The sequence below is a fragment of the Nocardia sp. NPDC003345 genome (assembly GCF_053589395.1).
This window is the reverse complement of record NZ_JBSFRU010000105.1, coordinates 1-17,884: the sequence shown is the minus strand read 5'-3', so window position 1 is coordinate 17,884 and position 17,884 is coordinate 1. Positions and strand designations below refer to the sequence as shown.

Genomic DNA, 17,884 nt, shown 5'->3' with positions numbered 1-17,884 from the left:
TCCGGCATGATCATGGTGGTTCTCGATACGACGATCGTGAACGTCGCGCTGGACTCGCTCAGCAGCGAACTCGACGCGACCCTGTCGACGACCCAGTGGGTGGTCACCGGCTATCTGCTCGCGGTGGCACTGGTCATCCCGCTGACCGGGTGGGCCGTGGACCGATTCGGTGAGAAGCCGACCTGGATCACCGCGGTCGGCCTGTTCGTGGCGGGTTCGGCGCTGTGCGCGGCGGCCTGGTCGATCGAAAGCCTGATCGCCTTCCGGGTGATCCAAGGGCTCGGCGGCGGCATGCTGCTGCCCGCCGGCCAGACCATCATCACCAGGGCCGCGGGCCCGCAACGCCTGGGACGGGCCATGGCCATCCTGGGCGTACCCATGCTGCTGGGCCCGGTGCTCGGACCGGTACTCGGCGGACTCCTCGTCGAATACACGAGCTGGCACTGGATCTTCCTGGTCAATGTGCCGGTCGGCATCCTCGCCGTCACCCTCGCGGTCTGGAAACTGCCCCGCGGCGGCACCGTGCCCGAACGCGGCCGTCTCGACCTACGGGGACTGGTCGTACTCTCCGGCAGTCTCGTCTGCCTGCTCTACGGACTCTCCCGGGCCGGTTCCCACGGCGGTTTCGGGGAATGGAACGTCCTCGGCTGGCTCATCGCCGGTGCGGCCGGCCTGGCCCTCTACACCTGGCACAGCCTGCGCACCGGACCCGGCTCGATCATCGATATCCGGCTGCTCACCAACCGGCTCTTCGCCGCCGGAACCGTCGCGGTCTTCCTGGTGGCGATCGGATTGTTCGGCGGTATGCTGCTGCTCCCGCTGTACTACCAGACCGTCCGCGGGCAAGGGGCGCTCGGCGCCGGGTTACTGCTCGCGCCCCAGGGCCTCGGCGCGATCGTGGCGATGGTGATCGGCGGGCGGCTGACCGACCGGATCGGCGCCGGATACGTGGTACCGGTCGGGGTGGTGCTCGCGCTGGCCGGCACCTTCCCGTTCACCCGGCTGGATGTCGATACCTCCTACCTCTGGCTGAGCGTGGCCCTGTTCGTGCGCGGTATGGGGCTCGGTTCGGTGATGATGCCGACGATCTCGGCCGCGTATACCGAACTCGGTAGAGATGTCGTCTCGCGGGCGGCGCCGACGCTGTCGGCGATCCAGCAGGTCGGCGCCTCTCTCGGCAGCGCCCTGCTGGTGACCGCCCTGACACAGCACCTCGGCCGTCGGCTCACCGACCAGGGCATTCCCGCTTCCACGGGCGGTGCCGACCAGATCGGCTCCGTGCCACCGGAAGCCATGCCGGTCGTCGGTCCACTGCTGGCCGAATCGTTCGGTTACGCCTTCTGGGTGGCTTTCGCGCTCACCGCGCTGATCATTTTTCCCGCGATGCTGCTGCCCCGGCACGGCGCCGGGAAGCAGGCGACGGCACCCGCGGCGGCCGGTTTCTAGCGCACGGCCGCCGTGCCTAGCGGTGCGGGTCCCGCATCTGCACGACTCCATGGGACCCGCTGGTCCGCCACCCCGGTTCGGTGTCCTCGAGCCGAGCCAGCAGGGTCGCGTCGATGCCCACGGCGACATCGGATTTGAGGGTCCGCAGGGCTATCACCCGGGTGGGAAAGTACTCGGTGAGTGCGGTGAACGATGCCGTGGCGGGCCGGTGGCGGTCTCCGACGAGACGCCGGTAGTTGAGATCGCCCTTGAGGATCACGGTCTCGGCACCTGCGAGGTCGGCGGCCAGATCCGGGGGCATGTCGTGGAAGGACAGGGGCGCGCAATAGAACTCGTGCGCCCGCACGCGCAGCCGCCCGGTCCGCACTCCGGCGCCGAGCCGGGCGGCCGCGGCCGCGGCCGGTCCCGGTATGCCGCCGAGACGTTCGAGGGTGTCCAGGAAATCGGCGGTGGTGGCATCGGAGACGTAGTAGGGGCGCGGCTTCAGATGCAGATCCACCGACAACGCCGGATGTGATCGCAACAGGTGGTCGATGAGGAGCAGATCGGGGATCAGTTCCCGGCCGGCGTTGTCGGCGATCAGCGCGAGCGTCCCCGCCGAGAGGCCGTTGAGGTGTTCGCACACCGCGTCGGTGTGATCGTCGAGGATGCCGCCGGGCGATTCGGCCGCGGCCGGGCCCGACAGCCGGAAACCCAGATCCGCCCGGTTCCCCCACAGTGCGGCGTGCACGAGAGCCGGGGTGCGCTCCGGCAGCGGCCCGTCCGCGAGTCCGGGGGCGTCGGCGAGTTCGGCACCGAGCGCGGAGTCCGCGAGTTCGGCGTGTTTGCGGGTGAACGGGTCGATGCCCTGCCACGGTCCGGCCTCGAAGTAGCCGACCGCATCCAGTAACAGGTGATAGAAGTAGCTCTCGGCCCACAGGAACGGGATATCGAGCCATCGCCTCCCGAACAACCCGCGCCCCCAACGATCCCACTCCGCCTTCCCGGGACGTCCGCCGGGCAACGGCCGCACCACGCCGGTGATCTCATCCCGGAGTTCCTCTATCCGCCGGAGGATCGCCGGCGGATAGGGATGCGCGTCGGCGACCTGCGCGAGGATCACCGGATGACGGCGCGTCAGCACGGTCCACGGAAACGACTCCGGCTCGGTGGACACGATCGTCGCGGCGTCGGGGGTGCTGGTGTCCACATATGCTCCGTTCGCGATCGGCGGGACGGGCCCGGCGGCGGGGGCGATCGTGACATACCGGGCCGCCGGGCCCGATCGGCTCACTTGACAGTCGATAAGGTACTCGATCGCCGGGTACTCATCGCGAGCATCGAGAATGGATCATGACCGCCGTGCTCTACGCTGAGGCCATGGCGACGCTTCGCGAGGCCCAGAAGGAGATGACCCGCAAACTCCTGCTCGACGCCGGTCTCGAACTGTTCGTATCGAAGGGTTACGCGGCCACCAAGGTCGACGATATCTCCTCGGCGGCGGGCACCACGCGGGTGACCTTCTACGCGTACTTCCCGTCGAAGGTCGACCTGATGAAGGCTCTCGTCACCGAACGTCTGAACCCGGCACTGAACCGGGTGCCCTCGGACGAGCACGGTTCGACGGAACGGGAACTGGTCGCCGTGGTCGAGGACGGGTCCCGGCAGCGGATCCGCGCCTGGCTCGCGGCGAGCGCCCGGCGCTGGGACACGATCCGGCCCTACACCACCACGGCGTTCGAGGCGGCGGCGGTCGATCCCGAGATCCGCGAATTGTTCGACGCCTGGCTGGACGAGGCCGTCGGGGACGTCGAGGACGGGCTCACCAGGGCGAAGCGGTTCCCCGCCGGAACCCGGCGGTTCCGCAGTGTGCTGGCGATCACCGAACTGGATCACGTCGCGCGGAATTGGACTCCCGGACAGTGGGGTGTCGAAGCGGAGACGATGCTGGATGTGCTCGCCGACAGCTGGGCGGGGTCGATCGGGCACGGTTGAGCTGCCGGAGCGACACGGCAGCCAAGCGGCCGGAGTGACATGGAAGCCGTTCTCGCGCACAGTTATCGGATGGCGGTGCGGCGATCCGGCCGCCCGATATCGCGCCGACCGACAGGACCCGACCATGTCGACCGACAGCACCGACGCACGAAAGATCACCCGCCGGGCGGAACCCGGCGACCGCCCGATCATCCGGCGCGCCGACGGAACCTGGCTCATCCGGGGTTGCGCCGCCGCCCGCGCCGCCTTGCGCAGTACCGACACGGTCCAGGCCGGGCTCGGGGTCGAAACCCTCGACAATGTGCCTGCCCGCATCCGGCGGCCGGTGCTGTACCGGGACGGTCCCGAACATCGTGAGCACCGGCGGCAGACCGCGCGATTCTTCACGGCCCGCCGGGTGGACGAATCGTATCGGGAACTCATCGAGGCGCTGGCGGACCGGCAACTGACCGGCCTCCGCGACAGCGGCAGCGCGGACCTCTCCGACCTCGGTTTCGGCCTCACCATCGAGGTGGTGTGCGCGGTGATCGGCCTGACCGAGAGCCGGCCGGGGCTGACCGGGCGGCTGGAGAGGTTCTTCCCCGACGAATTCGGCTCACCGGGGTTCACCTCCGTCAACGGCCTCTATTGGATGTGGCGTCAGATACGGAACTGGTCGGGCATCTACTTCGGTGATGTCCGACCGGCCGTCCGCGCCCGCCGCGCCCGGCGCCGCGACGACCTTGTCTCGCATCTGCTCGACGAAGGCTGCTCCCCGGTCGAGATCCTCGGCGAATGCATCACTTTCGCGGCCGCCGGGATGGTCACCACCCGCGAATTCATCACCCTCGCCGCCTGGCATCTATGCACCGACCCCGGCCTGCGCGACCGCTATCGTGCGGCCGCGGAACCGGAGCGTCTCGCCGTTCTGCACGAGATACTGCGGCTCGAACCCGTTATCGCGCACCTCCGGCGCCGCACCACGGCCCCCGTCGAACTTCCCATCGGCGCCGGGGAATCGGTTGTCGTCGGCGCCGGGGATCTCATCGAGATAGATATCGCGGCCACCAACACCGACCCGGCCGCGGTCGGCGAGCGCCCGCTGGCGGTATGCCCGGGCCGCTCCCGCACCGCCACCGGCGCCCCGGTGCTGTCCTTCGGCGACGGCGCCCACAAATGTCCCGGTGCGACAATCGCGATAGTGGAGACCGATATCTTCCTCCGCAAGCTGCTCGCACTGCCCGGGATCCGTATGCGGACCGCGCCCCGGGCCGGTGCCGACGAAGCGATCGGCGGCTACACCCTCCGCGGCATGATCGTCGAGGTCGAGCGAGGAGCTACGGTGACCGGACCAGGGTGAACAGGAGTCGGTCATGGTGCGGCTGGACCATCTCGTGAACGTGCTGGGCGGTTACGGCGTGCGATTGCGCTGCTGCCCGGTGTCGCGGGCGAGCGTGATCCGCAGTGTCGCGATGTTCGACGCCGCCGGCGGGCAGGACGCGACCGGCGATGTCTTCCTCGCCGTCGGCGCCACCTCCGTCCGCGCGGCGGTCGTGGCGGCACGGGCAGCGAACGCGGTCGCCGTGCTCGTACGCGCGGACGCCGATGCCGTGCGCGCGGAGGCCGGGCCCGACGACGAGGTCGCGGTGCTGGTGGTGGACCCGGCGGTGTCGTGGAGTCAGCTCGCCGGGGTCGTCTACGGACTGGTTCTCGAAGGCCGGGAAACCGCGTCCGGCCGTGGACCCACGGATCTCTTCGCGCTGGCGGACAGCCTCGCGGCCGATATCGACGGCGCGGTGACCATCGAGGATCCGCTCTCCCGCGTCATGGCCCATTCCACGCTGCGCCGACCCGCCGACCGCGCCCTGATCGAAACGGTACTGCGACGGCGGCAACCCGATGCCCTCCGGGAATTGTTCGAGTCCCGGGGTATCTACGCGCGGCTGGAGCGCTCCGACGAGCCCGTGTTCGTGGAGGCCGATACCGAGCACGGCCTCGAGGGGCGCACGGTGGTCGCGGTGCGCGTGGGCCGGGAACTGCTGGGTTCGGTATGGGTGGCCGCCGCGGAGCCGTTGCCGCGGGCCCAGCGGACGGCACTGGTCGACGGTGCCCGGACGGTGGCCCAGCATCTGCTGCGATCACGGGCGAGCGCCGACCTGGAACGCCAGGTGGAATCCGATCTGGTGATCCGGCTGCTGGAAGGCAGCCCCGACGCCGCTACCGTGGCCGGCCGGCTAGGGCTGGCACCGGTACCGCTGCGGGTGGTCGCGGTGCGCGCGCAGATCGCGGACGAACGCCATGCCGGACTGCTGCTCGCCTTCGAACAGGCGACCTTCGGTTTCGGCTGGTCGCGGCCGGGACGCAGCACACTGTCGGACAACACCGTCTACACGATTCTGCCCGGTGAGCGGGTGGAAACGGCACGCGATTGGGTGGCATCCCTGCGCGCCGCGCTCCCGGCCCGGGTGACGGTTTCGGCCGGTATCGGCGGACCGGCCACCGCGACCGATCTGGCCGCCTCCCGCCAGGAGGCGGACGAATGCCTGACCCTGCACGAACAGGGTGACATGGAGAGCGCGGCGCCCGCCTACGACGAATCCTGGGGCGAGATCCTGCTGCAACGGTTACGGACGGCGGCCCGGTCCGGGCGGATTCCGGCGCGCGGGCCGGTCGCGGAGTTGCGCCGATACGACCGCGAACAAGCCACCGATTTCGTCGCGACCCTGCGCGCCTGGCTCGACGCCCAGGGCGACCCGGTCGCCGCCGGCGCCCGGCTGGGGGTTCATCCCAACACCGTCCGCAATCGGCTGCGCAAGATGCGTGAGGTCACCGCGCTCGAACTCGGGGACGCCCGCGCGCGTCTGGCGATGACGATCGACCTCGCCGCCTTCGAATGATCCCGGCCGTTGTGGCATGTGGACAACCCGAACGGGACAGACTGTCCCGTTCCGACATGCGCGTCCGGCCGGCCGCGCGTCACCATGGCGGAGACAGCGCTCGTTCGGCATCGGGAGGTGAGCATGGCACGCGTAACGAGTCGGCTCTGCCGTGAACGAGCCGCACGACTCCGGGCGGGCACTCCGAAACCCCGCTGAACCTCGAACCATTTTCCCATCCGTGGAGCCGGTGTTCGCACAGCCCGGCTCCACGGAGTTCTGCCGCCGGGGCGGCTCCGCTCTCCCTCCGCCGCCCCGGCGACCGAATCCCACCGCTCCCACTCGCTAGGACCGATATGACCACCGGCGCACCCATCTGGCTCACCCAGCAAGCCCACGACCAGCTCCGGTCCGAACTGGCCGAGCTGCTCACCGTCGACGCCACCGGGGGCCACGACACTACCGACCCCGACGACCGGATCACCGCCCGGCACCGGCGCCTGGCCCGGATCGCCCATATCCGGGACCTGCTGACCCACGCGGTATTCGGCGAAGACCCGCCGGACGACGGTATCGCCGAACCCGGCATGGTGCTCACCGTGCGCTACGACGGCCCCGGCGATACCGAGACCTTTCTGCTCGGCGATCGTGACGCGGCGAACGGCGACCTGGAGGTCTACTCCCCGGATTCGCCGCTCGGTGCCGCACTCACCGGCGCGCGCCGCGGCGAACAGCGGACGTACCGGGTGCCCAACGGAGCCGAGATCCGGGTCACCCTCCTGGAAGCGGTTCCGTACAGCCGTACCGTCGCCGATGCCCGATGACCACGCGCGAACGATGGAGCACCGGAATGCGCGCGTCCACCTGTGAGATCACCCTGCTGCAGATCGCGCCGCCCGCGATCGTCGGGGACGACGCGACGATCGCACTCCCGATCCATGCCTGGCTGTCCGCCGGTTTCTGGGATCTGTTCGGCCTGCCCGGCGCCGACAGCGTCCTCGCCGCTCTCGCGTTCGGCACCGAGAGCGCTCCCCGCACCTATCTGGCCCGCGATCGAAGCCGCCCCGCCACCTGGAAACCGGAACGGTTGACGGTGCAGGTGCCCACGACGATCGGCCCCGGGCCGGGTGTGCTGGAGATCTCCGGTCCGATGATTCGACGGCGCCGACGCCTGGTCGAGCACACCACACTGGTGATCGCGCTGGCCACGCCGGCGAAATCCGTTCCGTACCAGAATCTTCCGCAGCATTTGTGGGAAGAGGATCGCTGGCACACGACCGTTCTGGTACCGGAGGGCCGGATGGCGGCCTGAGGCGTGTACCGCGCACTCCGGGGCCGGAACGCGTGTGGCCGCTCGACACTCGTCGCCGTCGACGGTAAGCATGGGCGGGTGGTGAACCGCCGAGACCAGATCAAACGCGTGGCCGCCGGCCTCTTCGTCGAGCGCGGCGTGGCGGGGACCAGCGTCCGGGATATCGCCGAGGGTGTCGGGATGCTGTCCGGCAGCCTCTACCACCATTTCCCGTCCAAGGACGCGATCGCCTTCGCGATCCTGGACGATTTCCTCACCGATCTGAACGAGCGCTACCGGTCGGTGCTCCCGCATGTGAGCGGGATGCGCGAGGAGCTGCGGGCCCTGGTCTATTCGTCGATCGAGGTCGCCGAGGCGCATCCGTACGCGACCGAGATCTACCAGAACGAGAAGGCCTACCACGGGCCCGGCGCGCCGGAGGTCATCGCGGCGGCGGTCCGCGCGGCCCACACCTTCTGGATCGACGCCGCGACCCGGGCCGGTGAATGCGGGGAACTGCGCGCCGGGCTCGACCCGGCCGAGTTCGCGCGGATGCTGCGCGAAGGGGTGTGGTGGTCGATCCGTTTCCACCGCGACCATCTGTCCGAGCGGCGCGACGAGGTGACCGACACCGTTGTGGCGGCCTTCGTCGACGGCGGTGCGGCCGCACCGGCCGGTACCGGCGGCGGTCCGGCGCCGGATACCCGCACCGTCACCGATCGGCTCGACCGGATCGAGCGTCGCCTCGAGGAAATCTCGAAACACCTGATCAGCGAGGCATAGCCGGGGACTTTTCCGAAGGAACTCACGGCAGGCCGTTGACAGCGGAAGTGGCACAGGACACACTCTCAAGCAGTCGCTTGGCTGTGGCCAAGCGTTTGCTCGATTCAGAGGTGTCATATGAGACGTACCCGGATACTTTCCTGGGTGCTGGCCGCGGCTCTGCTGCCAATGGGATGCGCCCAGGTCCAGACCCCGGTGGACGAGTACATCGTCCTCGGTATGGACGAGGATTCGACCGGGCCGGGCGCGTCGTACTCGACGATCGCCGGCGATACCGTGCGCGCCACGGTGGACCGGCTGAACGCTCGGGGCGGCATCGGCGGTAAGCAGGTCCGGCTGGTGGTGGAGAACGACGAGAGCAGCCCGACGAACACGCCGTCGATCATCCGGAAGCTGATCGACCAGGGCGCCGCCGCGATCATCCTCGCGACCGGGAGCGGATCGGCGCTACAGGCCAAACAGATCTCGCAATCGACCGATGTCGTCACGATCGCGCCCACCGCCCTGACCGACGCGGTCGCGGGACCTCCCGGCAACGAGTACGCCTATATGGTCCCCAACCCGCTCGCCCAGTACGCCGATGTGTACTGCGGCGCCTTCGCGGCTCAGGGGAAGAAGCGCCTCGGTGTCCTGGCCGATTCGAGCCCGGCCATCGCCGGAATCCTGGACACGCTCTACCCGAAGCTGCGGGGGTGCATCGATATCGTCGGCACCCAGAAGGCCGCCATCGATACGGCCGATCTCACCGCCGGGGTGAGCCGGCTGCTCGACAGTGACCCCGATGTGGTGCTGGTCGCCAGTGTCGGCGGCACTTTCGAACTCCTCGCACAGAACACGGTGCACCGGCTGGCGCCGGAGTTGCAACGCTTCTCGCTGGCATCCATCGGCAACCAGCCGCAGTCGTGGAAGCTCGCCGCACCCGGTTCGCTCGACGGTCTCGTCTATATGGGCAGCCTCAGTGACGACAACCCGCGTACCGCCGAATTGCAGGCCTGGCTACGAACCGTCAAAGGACCCGGATACTCCCTCACCGCCTACGACGCCCAAGCCTACGACTCGGTGATGCTGCTCGCCCGGGCGATCGAACGCGCCGGCACCCATACCGATCGGCAGCGGCTCAACGAGGCCATGCAGCAGGTCGCCGGCGTTCCGGCCAGTTTCGGCCAGGCACCGCTGACGTTGTCGTTCTCCCCACAGGACCATATCGCTCCGGATTCGGCCTGCGGACTCGTACTCATCGAATTCGGCGCGGACAACACCCCCGCCGGCCCCTGGGACGAGTACCAGCCGGCATGCGCAGCGAAGGGATCCGGCCGATGACCGACCCGCAGCTATGGCTGGCCGGTGCCGAGATCGGCTGTTTCTTCGCGCTGGTCGCCCTGTCGATCTACCTGGTGGTGGTGGGCGCGTCCTTCTTCAATTTCGCCGCCGGTCCGTACGCGATGGTCGCGGCCCTGCTCACCGGATACACCGCCGCGCACTGGGGTGTACCGATACTCGCGGGCGCGGTCCTGGGAATCGCTGCGGCGGTGGCGATCTCACTGGTCACCGAGATCGTCGTGGTGCGGCCGGTACAGCGGCGATCCGGCGGCGCCGAACTGCCTGCCCTGGTCGCGGTGACGGCGACGCTGTTCGCCATCCAGCAACTGGCGGGCACCGTCTTCGGCCGGACACCGGTATCGGTGGACAACCTGCTGCCGCTGCCCGATTTCCGGGTGGGACCGTTATCGGTCCAGGGCACGACGGCGACCGTCATCCTGGTCACCGCGGTGGTGCTGCCGGCCGTGATCCTCTGGTTGCGCCGCACCACCACCGGGCAACTCCTGCGCGCGGTGGGCGACAACCACGAGGCCGCCCGGATGATCGGCGTGAACGTCAACCGGGTGCGGCTGTGGGCGTTCGGACTGTCCGGGGCGATCGCCGGGCTCGCGGGCGTCGTCTTCGCGGCGAAGTCCGGCGCCTATTTCACCAGTGGCCTGTCCTGGACACTCACCGGATTCCTCGCACTGGTGGTCGGCGGTACCGGAAAACCCTGGGCACCGCTGGTCGGCGGGCTCGCACTGGGCTGGATCCAGGTGTTCGGCAGCTTCTACTTCGGCGCCACCGGCAGTTCGATCGCCGTCTTCCTGGTCGCCCTCGTGTTCTTCGCGCTGCGGCCCGAAGGCCTGTTCCAGCGAAAGGTGCGGGTGTGATGGCCACGACCACGATCACGGCGGCGCGGCCCGCCGTCCGCAACATCCTCGGGGAGACGGGTATCTGCCTCGCCGTCGTCGCCGTGGTGCTGCTGTGGATGGGACCCAGTCTGTACCGGCAGGATCTGGTATTCCTGGCCGCCACCTATGCGCTGGTCGCGCTCGGGATGTATCTACCGTTCGTGCTGGCCGGTTCACTGTCCATGGCCTACAGCGCCTATGCGGCCGTCGGCGCGTACGCGGTGGCGTATCTGTCGGTGAAACAGGGACTGTCGCCGTGGTGGGGCTGGCTGGCCGGGATGGCGATCGCCGCCGCGGTCGCCCTCGTACTCGCGATGGCGACCAGGAAGCTGTCGGGTTTCTACCTCGCCGCCGTGACCTTGCTGTTCGCCGTCGCGTTCGAACACTGGCTCGGCGATGCCACCACGATCACCGGTGGGGCGTCGGGTATTTCCGGCATCCCGGTGCCCTCGCTGTTCGGTTGGGAACCGCCGCGTTACGCCCAGGTGGTCGCGGCGATCGTATTCGTCTGCGTCGTCGCGGTTTTCATCGATCGGCTCCGGCGATCGGCCTGGGGACTCGCCCTGTCGGCGGCCCGGGAGAACGGGCCGGCGGTGCAGTCCACCGGTATCTCCCCCACGCATCTGACCGTGGTGGCACTGGCCGCCGGCGCCGCGATCGCCTCCACCGGCGGGGCCCTGTTCACGGTGTCGGTACAGGCGGTGACGCCGGAGACCTTCGGCCTGGATCTGGTCTTCCTCGCGATCTTCATGCCGATCATCGGTGGCCGCGGCTCCGCCTGGGGTGCTCCCCTCGGGGCCCTGATCGTCGTCGGCGTCAGCCTGAACATGCCGGGCTACCAGGGATCGGGCGAACTGCTACTGGCGGTGGTCGTGCTGGTGATCCTGCTGCTGGCGCCCGGCGGCGTCATCGGCTGGACCCGTTCCGCCCTGACCCGGCTCGTACCGTCCCGCACCCGGGACAGGAGGTGACAGTGATGACATCCGACGATTCCACCCTGCTGTCGGTCCGCGGACTGACCAAGCACTACGGCGGCGTCACCGCCGTGCACGAGGTGAGTTTCGACCTGCCCGCGGGCAGCGTCCTCGGCCTGGTCGGACCCAACGGCGCGGGGAAGACCACCCTGGTGGACTGCATCGTGGGCACGCAGTCCCCGAGCGCCGGCACGGTACGGGTGGACGGCCGCACCCTGCCGGCCGGCCCCGCGGCCCGGGCGCGCGCGGGCCTGGCCCGCACCTTCCAGCATCCCCAGCTGGCACTGGAACTCACCCCCGTCGAGAACATCGTCCCCGGTATCGTCGGCCGGTCGATCGGCTCCTACGGGGCCTCCGTCCGCGCGTTCCTGCGCGGACTCGCCGGCGCACCCCGGCAGGTGCTCGATACCGCCGCCGCCGTGGCCGCGGAATACGGCGTCACCACCGACCGGATCCCCACCGGAAGTCTCGGGCTGGGCTCCCAGCGGCTCGTCGAAATCGCCCGGGCCATGGCCGCGCGACCACGAGTGCTGCTGCTGGACGAGCCGTTCGCGGGTTCCGATACCGACGGGATCGCGGCGGTCTCCCGCGCGGTGCGCCGAGTACGCGAGGCCGGGCATTCGGTGGTCCTGGTGGACCACAATGTCGATCTGATCGCCGAACTCGCCGATTCGGTGGTGCTACTGGCCGACGGCGCGGTGGCATTCACCGGCAGCCCGCAGGAATGTATGCGCAGCGACCGGATGCGCGCCGTGTACTTCGGCACCACGAAGGAGGCTCCATGATCACCGTTCACGGGCTCGGCGTCCGCTACGGCAAGGCCGTCGCGGTCCGGGAAGCGACGCTCGAGGCATCGCCGGGGTCGGTCACGGCGATCGTCGGACCCAACGGCGCCGGGAAGTCGAGCCTGCTGTCGGCAGTGTTCGGCAGTACCCCGGCGACCGGAACCGTCACCCTCGGCGACGACGACCTGAGCGCGGCCGCCCCCCGGCAGCGGTTGCGCGCCGGAATCGCGTTCGTCCCGCAGGGACGGCAGTTGTTCCCGCGCCTGACGGTCCGCGAGAATCTGGAGATCGGGGCGCGCCTGCTCGGCGCCCGCAACGATGTCCTCGACACGGCATTCGGCCGGTTTCCGATCCTGCGGACACGGCAGAAGCAGTTCGCCGGAGTGCTGTCCGGTGGCGAGCAGCAGATGTTGCTGCTCGCCCGCGCCCTGCTGGTCCGGCCGCGCGCGTTGCTGCTGGACGAGATGACCACCGGGCTCTCCCCCAGGATCGCCGCGGAGCTGCTCGATCATATTCGCGGCCTGGCGGATTCGGGGATCACCGTGCTCGTCGCCGAACCGGCGCTGCACCGGGTGTCCCGGATCGTCGACCGCGGCCACGTCATGATCCGCGGTTCCCTGTCGGAGCCGAAACACGGTCCCGACGAACTCGACGCCGCCTACCGGGCCTCCATGGGGATGCTCGAGGAAGCTCTGTGATGCCACCCGCGCCCCCGGCCGATCTCACCGCCCTTGCGGACTTCACCGCCGACCCGCACGCCTACACCGGTTACTCCGTCGGCGATCTGGTCCGTCATCGGGCCGCGACCCAACCGCACGAACCCGCCTATATCGACCCGGCCGGTACCACCACCTGGGCCGGCTACGACCACCTCGCCGATCACCTCTGCGCGGCGCTGCGCTCGCTCGGCGATATCGACGCGGTCACGGTGTACCTGCCCGATACCGCGGAATTCCACGCCGCGCTGGTCGGCGCCTACCGGGCGGGCGTTCTCGCCGTCGCCGTCGGGGCCCGGTCCGGGCCCGCGGAGGTCGCGCATCTGATGTCGGCGTCGGGGTCCACCGTCCTGGTGACCGCCGGCGAGAACCGGGGTGTACCGGTCTCGGAGCTGCTGGGCGAGTTACGCAGACGGAATACCCCACCGCGGCATGTGGTGCTGGTCGACGGGACCCGGGTGGATATCGACGCCGCCGCGATCCCCGCATCCGGCCGGCCACGGGCGGTCCGCCGATTCACTGTCGACGATGTCTGCCTGCTCAACAGCACCTCCGGCACCACCGGCCGTCCGAAGCTCGTGATGCAGACGCAGCGCCGCTGGAGCACCTTCGCCGCCATCGCCTGCCGCAACGCCGAGATGACCGACGCGGAGGTCGTCGCCGCGTTCGTCCCCGCACCGTTCGGATTCGGGCTGTGGACCTCACATTTCCTGCCCGCGCTGCTCGGCCGGCCCGCACTGGTGATGAGCCGGTTCGACCCGGCGGTGGCGATCGATCTGATGGCCGAGCACCGGGCCACGATCCTCACCTGCGTGAGCACCCAGTTCCGCATGATGCTGCAGACCCCCCACCGCGACCTGGCCCGCGCCGATGCGCTCCGGGTCATGTTCACCGGCGGTGAGGCGGTCCCCTATGCCGAAGCCGAACGGTTCGAACAGGCCACCGGCGCCCTGGTTCTCCAGTTCTACGGCTCCAACGAAACCGGCGCCGCCAGCGCCACCACCGTGCGCGATGATGCCGCCACCCGCCTCGGTACCGGGGGGCGGCTCATCGAGGAGATGAACGTCCGGATCCTCGACGAGGGCACCGGAGGCGGCGAACCGGGAGTCCGCCGCGGGCAGCCGGCGGTCCACGGACCGCTCGTGTCACCCGGTTACTGGAACGACGACGCCGCCAACGCCGAACTCTTCACCGATGACGGCTGGATCCGGCTCGGCGATATCGTGGAGGTCGACGATACCGGCCGATTGCGCGTGGTGGGCCGCCTGGCGGATCTGATCATCCGCGGCGGGAAGAACATCTCCGCCCTGGAGGTGGAGGATTACATCCGCGAGCATCCCGCGGTGGAAATGGTCGCCGCGGTCGGTGTGCCCGATCCGCTGTTCGGTGAACGGCTGTGCGCGGCCGTGACACTGGTCCCGGGAGCCGCCCGGCCGACTCTCACCGAACTGAACGACTGGCTGCGCGATCAGGGCATCACCCGGGAGTACCTGCCGGAACGACTGCGGGTCCTGGACACCATGCCGTTGGCGCCGGGCGGGAAGATCGCCAAGGCGCAGGTGAAGCGGATCGTCGAGACGAGCAGAGGAGAAAGCGATGACCGATAACGCGGCCGGCGGTGATCTCCGCGGGCGCACGGCGATCGTCACCGGCGCCGCCCGGGGGCAGGGTCGCGCCATCGGCCGGGCCCTGGCCCGGCGCGGTGCCACCGTCTGGCTCACCGACCTCTGCGCGCCCGGCGATACCGCCCCCTACCCACTGGCCACCGCGGCCGACCTCACCGAGACGGCCCGGCTGATCGAGGCCGACGGCGGGAGCTGCCGCACCCGGGTACTGGATATCCGCGATTCCGCCGCCGTCACCGCCTGCGCGGACAGTGTGGCCGAACAGTCCGGCGGTATCGATATCCTCGTCACCTGCGCGGGCATCGTCGGATTCGCGCCGGTCACCGAACTCTCGGACGCCGTATGGGCCGATATGCTCGCTACCAACCTCACCGGTACCTTCCACTGCGTCCGGGCGGTTCTCCCCCATATGGTTTCCGGCCGCGGTCGCATCGTCGCCATCTCCTCGATGAGCGGCAGACAGGGCACCCCGAACCTCGCGCACTATTCGGCCTCCAAATGGGGTGTGATCGGGTTCGTCAAGAGCGTCGCGCTCGAATACGCCGAACGCGGTATCACGGCCAACGTTGTCTGCCCCACCAATGTCGACACCCCCATGCTGCACAATCCCGCCCTCTACTCCCTGTTCGCGCCCGACCTCGACAACCCCACCCGCGCCGAGGTCGAAGAGCGGTACGCGCGAATGAGCCCGATGCGGATTCCGTGGTGCCCACCGGAAGCGGTCGCCGACGCGGTCGATCATCTCGTGGGCGAATCCGGGCGGTACGTCACCGGATCGGTGGTCGATGTGGGGTTGGGGGCGGCCGCGCGGATGCCGTGACCGTGGGCCGCGCCGTCCGGCGGAGTTCACCCTCGAATAGTGATGGACGACACACCGAAGGCGCCGCGACACGCCCTGAGATCTCCGGGCCGCAGCACGCAAGACCGTTCTCTTGCAGTAGTTTACGTTCACCAATCGCGCCGGCAGACCCCTGGACAACTCGTTCCCATCGATGGAAACTAGAGCCAACTGCTATGAAACGGGTGGTTCGAATGGTCAGAACACATACGGTTGCCGCCGGGGAAACATTGCCGGCATTGGCATTGCGCTTCTACGGTGACGCGGAACTCTCCCGGCTGATCACCGCCGCCAACGGGCTGGACCCCGATGGATCGGCGGACCCGGCCGATAGCGGCCGACGGCTCATCGTTCCCGATTTCACGAGATACGAGGTCCGCGCCGGAGACACCCTGCCGGAGCTGGCCCTGCGCTTCTACGGCGACGCCTCGCATGCGGCCCTGATCGCCGCCGCCGGCGGGATCACCGATCCCGATACCCTCGATCCCGGACGACATCTCGTCATTCCCGACCTCATCGCATACACCGTTCTCGCCGGGGATACGCTGCCGGAGCTGGCGGCGCGCTTCTACGGCGACACGTCGTTCGCGACGCAGCTCGCGGCAGTCAACGGCATCACCGACTCCGGCACGGTCGAACCCGGGCGGGCGGTGGTCGTATTCGTCGGTCGCAGCAACGGATTCGGCCTGACCATCGTGGACCGTAACGAGAGCGACCCCCGGCTGTGGTACTACCGGTTCCAGACCGCCGCGGTCGGCTGGAACCCCGGCGTCAACGTGCTGCTTCCCGACGATTACCTCACCAGCGGACGTACCTATCCCGTCCTCTACCTCCTCCACGGCGGCGGCGAGGACTTCCGCCAGTTCGACTTCCTCGGCATCCGCGATCTGACCGCCGGCGAACCCATCATCGTGGTGATGCCCGACGGCGGCCGGGCGGGCTGGTACTCCAACCCGGTCAGTTCCTTCGCCGGCCCACGTAACTGGGAGACCTTCCATATCGCCCAGTTACTCCCCTGGATCGACGCGAACTTCCGGACCTATGCCGAAACCGACGGCCGCGCCGTCGCCGGATTCTCGATGGGCGGCTTCGGCGCACTCAAGTACATCGCGAAGTACAGCAGCCTTTTCGCCTCGGTGAGCAGTCATTCCGGCCCGGCGAGCCTGCGCCGCGATTTCGGACTGGTCGTCCATTGGGCCAACCTGTCCTCGGCGGCCGTCGAACTGGGCGGCGGCACGATCTACGGCGCGCCCTTCTGGAATCAGGCCAGGGTCAGCGCGGACAACCCCGTCGAGCGGATCAGCAGGTACCGGACCAAGCGGATCTTCCTGCTCGCCGGTACCAGCCCGGATCCGGTCAACTGGTTCGACAGCGTCAACGAGACCCAGGTCCTCGCGGGCCAGCGGGAGTTCCGCGCCCGTCTCACCGATGCCGCCGTCCCCCACGAAGCACACGAGGTGTCGGGCGGGCACGTCTTCCGTCCCGAATGGTTCACCGAGGACCTCGCCGGCATAATCGCACGCCTTCGTCCCGCCGCCGTCGCCCCGACCGCGGGTGTGCCGGGCGCCGCGTGAAAGGCAGCTCGTGGCGGGCGGCATGGACGAGCCGCCCGCGGCGGGCGCCGGCGCGGCGTTCGGGTTCAGAGGAAGCGGCGGATGGGGCGGACCATGAGTTCGCGCAGATGCTGTCCGAGCGGGCGGCGGTGCCAGCGAGATTCCTCGATGACCACGCTGGAACCGGCGTCGGCGTCGAAATGCTCGTCCAGCGAGGCCGTGAACTGTTCGTCCAGCACCACGAGCATGATCTCCTCGTCGTGATCCAGCGAACGCCGGTTGAAGTTGGTCGAGCCGACCAGCGCGGCCGTTCCGTCGACGGTGATGACCTTCGCGTGCATCATGGTCGGCTGGTATTGCAGGATGCGCACTCCGCAGGCGAGCAGGTCGTTGTAGTAGTGCTGACCTGCCAGCTGGCACACCCGCTTGTCGGTGTACGGGCCCGGTAGCAGGATCTCGACCAGGACCCCGCGGCGCGCGGCCGCGCAGAGCAGTTCGATGAAATAGGCGTCGGGCGCGAAATACGCGGTGGCCAATCGGAGCCGCTGCTCGGCCGATTCGATGACGACCCGCAACAGGGTCTGCATATCCTGCCAGCCGAAACTGGCCGAACCGCGCACCACCTGGACGATCGCGGATCCGTGACTGTCCTGCGGGGTGAATCGGTCGCGCTCGTCGAACAATTCGTCGTGGCATTCGGCCCAGTTCTGTGCGAAGGCCGCCGCGATACCGTCCACGGCCGGCCCTTCGAGCCGCACATGCGTATCGCGCCACTCGCGCTCGTTGCGGGCGTCACCGCACCATTCCTCGGCGATACCCACGCCGCCGGTG

At 69.1% G+C, this 17,884-nt stretch carries 17 protein-coding genes; 15 read left to right on the top strand and 2 right to left on the bottom strand.

Annotation, left to right across the window (positions count from 1 at the left end; translation table 11 throughout):
* Positions 1-1,446 (top strand): DHA2 family efflux MFS transporter permease subunit (locus ACWDU1_RS14400; protein WP_449998684.1); only part of this gene is annotated, 1,446 nt, incomplete at its 5' end.
* Between the two features lie 16 nt (positions 1,447-1,462).
* Here ACWDU1_RS14400 and ACWDU1_RS14395 read toward each other — a convergent pair.
* The gene (locus tag ACWDU1_RS14395; RefSeq protein WP_449998682.1) at positions 1,463-2,635 is read right to left on the bottom strand and encodes a damage-control phosphatase ARMT1 family protein; all 1,173 of its coding nucleotides are present in this window, start codon (positions 2,633-2,635) and stop codon (positions 1,463-1,465) included.
* A gap of 170 nt (positions 2,636-2,805) precedes the next feature.
* Here ACWDU1_RS14395 and ACWDU1_RS14390 point away from each other — a divergent pair, with 170 nt between their 5' ends.
* The 14 genes from ACWDU1_RS14390 (at position 2,806) to ACWDU1_RS14325 (ending at position 17,074) form a co-directional block, all read left to right on the top strand.
* Entirely contained in the window at positions 2,806-3,420 is a 615-nt protein-coding gene (locus tag ACWDU1_RS14390) for a TetR/AcrR family transcriptional regulator (RefSeq protein WP_449998680.1), read from the top strand.
* 124 nt (positions 3,421-3,544) lie between these two features.
* A complete protein-coding gene (locus ACWDU1_RS14385) occupies positions 3,545-4,759 on the top strand; it encodes a cytochrome P450 (RefSeq protein WP_449998678.1) in 1,215 nt (404 codons plus the stop codon).
* Positions 4,760-4,772: 13 nt separating this feature from the next.
* Entirely contained in the window at positions 4,773-6,296 is a 1,524-nt protein-coding gene (locus tag ACWDU1_RS14380) for a PucR family transcriptional regulator (RefSeq protein ID WP_449998676.1), read from the top strand.
* A gap of 335 nt (positions 6,297-6,631) precedes the next feature.
* Positions 6,632-7,099: a GreA/GreB family elongation factor gene (locus tag ACWDU1_RS14375; protein WP_449998674.1), complete on the top strand. Its 468-nt coding sequence runs from the start codon at positions 6,632-6,634 to the stop codon at positions 7,097-7,099.
* A gap of 26 nt (positions 7,100-7,125) precedes the next feature.
* Positions 7,126-7,587: a hypothetical protein gene (locus ACWDU1_RS14370; protein ID WP_449998673.1), complete on the top strand. Its 462-nt coding sequence runs from the start codon at positions 7,126-7,128 to the stop codon at positions 7,585-7,587.
* 78 nt (positions 7,588-7,665) lie between these two features.
* Entirely contained in the window at positions 7,666-8,349 is a 684-nt protein-coding gene (locus ACWDU1_RS14365; protein ID WP_449998671.1) for a TetR/AcrR family transcriptional regulator, read from the top strand.
* Between the two features lie 117 nt (positions 8,350-8,466).
* On the top strand, positions 8,467-9,669 hold the full coding sequence (locus ACWDU1_RS14360; protein WP_449998669.1) for an ABC transporter substrate-binding protein: 1,203 nt from the start codon (positions 8,467-8,469) through the stop codon (positions 9,667-9,669).
* Positions 9,666-10,541: a branched-chain amino acid ABC transporter permease gene (locus ACWDU1_RS14355; protein WP_449998667.1), complete on the top strand. Its 876-nt coding sequence runs from the start codon at positions 9,666-9,668 to the stop codon at positions 10,539-10,541. Before ACWDU1_RS14360 ends, ACWDU1_RS14355 begins: the two co-directional genes overlap by 4 nt.
* Positions 10,541-11,533 carry a branched-chain amino acid ABC transporter permease gene (locus ACWDU1_RS14350; protein WP_449998665.1) on the top strand — a complete coding sequence of 331 codons (993 nt, stop codon included), beginning with the start codon at positions 10,541-10,543 and terminating at the stop codon, positions 11,531-11,533. Before ACWDU1_RS14355 ends, ACWDU1_RS14350 begins: the two co-directional genes overlap by 1 nt.
* 5 nt (positions 11,534-11,538) lie before the next feature.
* On the top strand, positions 11,539-12,321 hold the full coding sequence (locus tag ACWDU1_RS14345; protein WP_449998664.1) for an ABC transporter ATP-binding protein: 783 nt from the start codon (positions 11,539-11,541) through the stop codon (positions 12,319-12,321).
* On the top strand, positions 12,318-13,019 hold the full coding sequence (locus ACWDU1_RS14340; protein ID WP_449998662.1) for an ABC transporter ATP-binding protein: 702 nt from the start codon (positions 12,318-12,320) through the stop codon (positions 13,017-13,019). Before ACWDU1_RS14345 ends, ACWDU1_RS14340 begins: the two co-directional genes overlap by 4 nt.
* A complete protein-coding gene (locus ACWDU1_RS14335) occupies positions 13,019-14,644 on the top strand; it encodes a class I adenylate-forming enzyme family protein (RefSeq protein WP_449998661.1) in 1,626 nt (541 codons plus the stop codon). Before ACWDU1_RS14340 ends, ACWDU1_RS14335 begins: the two co-directional genes overlap by 1 nt.
* Entirely contained in the window at positions 14,634-15,482 is an 849-nt protein-coding gene (locus tag ACWDU1_RS14330) for a mycofactocin-coupled SDR family oxidoreductase (RefSeq protein ID WP_449998660.1), read from the top strand. The genes ACWDU1_RS14335 and ACWDU1_RS14330 overlap by 11 nt, the downstream gene beginning before the upstream one ends.
* A gap of 212 nt (positions 15,483-15,694) precedes the next feature.
* Complete coding sequence (locus ACWDU1_RS14325) at positions 15,695-17,074, top strand: alpha/beta hydrolase-fold protein (RefSeq protein WP_449998658.1); 1,380 nt, start codon at positions 15,695-15,697, stop codon at positions 17,072-17,074.
* Positions 17,075-17,139: 65 nt separating this feature from the next.
* Here ACWDU1_RS14325 and ACWDU1_RS14320 read toward each other — a convergent pair.
* Positions 17,140-17,884: phospholipase D-like domain-containing protein (locus tag ACWDU1_RS14320; RefSeq protein ID WP_449998656.1), on the bottom strand; the 745-nt coding region annotated here is incomplete at its 5' end.

Bases quoted from the DNA above. Each gene is read 5' to 3' on its own strand.
- ACWDU1_RS14390 (WP_449998680.1), top strand. From the start codon at position 2,806: ATGGCGACGCTTCGCGAGGCCCAGAAGGAGATGACCCGCAAACTCCTG.
- ACWDU1_RS14385 (WP_449998678.1), top strand. From the start codon at position 3,545: ATGTCGACCGACAGCACCGACGCACGAAAGATCACCCGCCGGGCGGAA.
- ACWDU1_RS14380 (WP_449998676.1), top strand. From the start codon at position 4,773: ATGGTGCGGCTGGACCATCTCGTGAACGTGCTGGGCGGTTACGGCGTG.
- ACWDU1_RS14375 (WP_449998674.1), top strand. From the start codon at position 6,632: ATGACCACCGGCGCACCCATCTGGCTCACCCAGCAAGCCCACGACCAG.
- ACWDU1_RS14370 (WP_449998673.1), top strand. From the start codon at position 7,126: ATGCGCGCGTCCACCTGTGAGATCACCCTGCTGCAGATCGCGCCGCCC.
- ACWDU1_RS14360 (WP_449998669.1), top strand. From the start codon at position 8,467: ATGAGACGTACCCGGATACTTTCCTGGGTGCTGGCCGCGGCTCTGCTG.
- ACWDU1_RS14355 (WP_449998667.1), top strand. From the start codon at position 9,666: ATGACCGACCCGCAGCTATGGCTGGCCGGTGCCGAGATCGGCTGTTTC.
- ACWDU1_RS14350 (WP_449998665.1), top strand. From the start codon at position 10,541: ATGGCCACGACCACGATCACGGCGGCGCGGCCCGCCGTCCGCAACATC.
- ACWDU1_RS14345 (WP_449998664.1), top strand. From the start codon at position 11,539: ATGACATCCGACGATTCCACCCTGCTGTCGGTCCGCGGACTGACCAAG.
- ACWDU1_RS14340 (WP_449998662.1), top strand. From the start codon at position 12,318: ATGATCACCGTTCACGGGCTCGGCGTCCGCTACGGCAAGGCCGTCGCG.
- ACWDU1_RS14335 (WP_449998661.1), top strand. From the start codon at position 13,019: ATGCCACCCGCGCCCCCGGCCGATCTCACCGCCCTTGCGGACTTCACC.
- ACWDU1_RS14330 (WP_449998660.1), top strand. From the start codon at position 14,634: ATGACCGATAACGCGGCCGGCGGTGATCTCCGCGGGCGCACGGCGATC.
- ACWDU1_RS14325 (WP_449998658.1), top strand. From the start codon at position 15,695: ATGGTCAGAACACATACGGTTGCCGCCGGGGAAACATTGCCGGCATTG.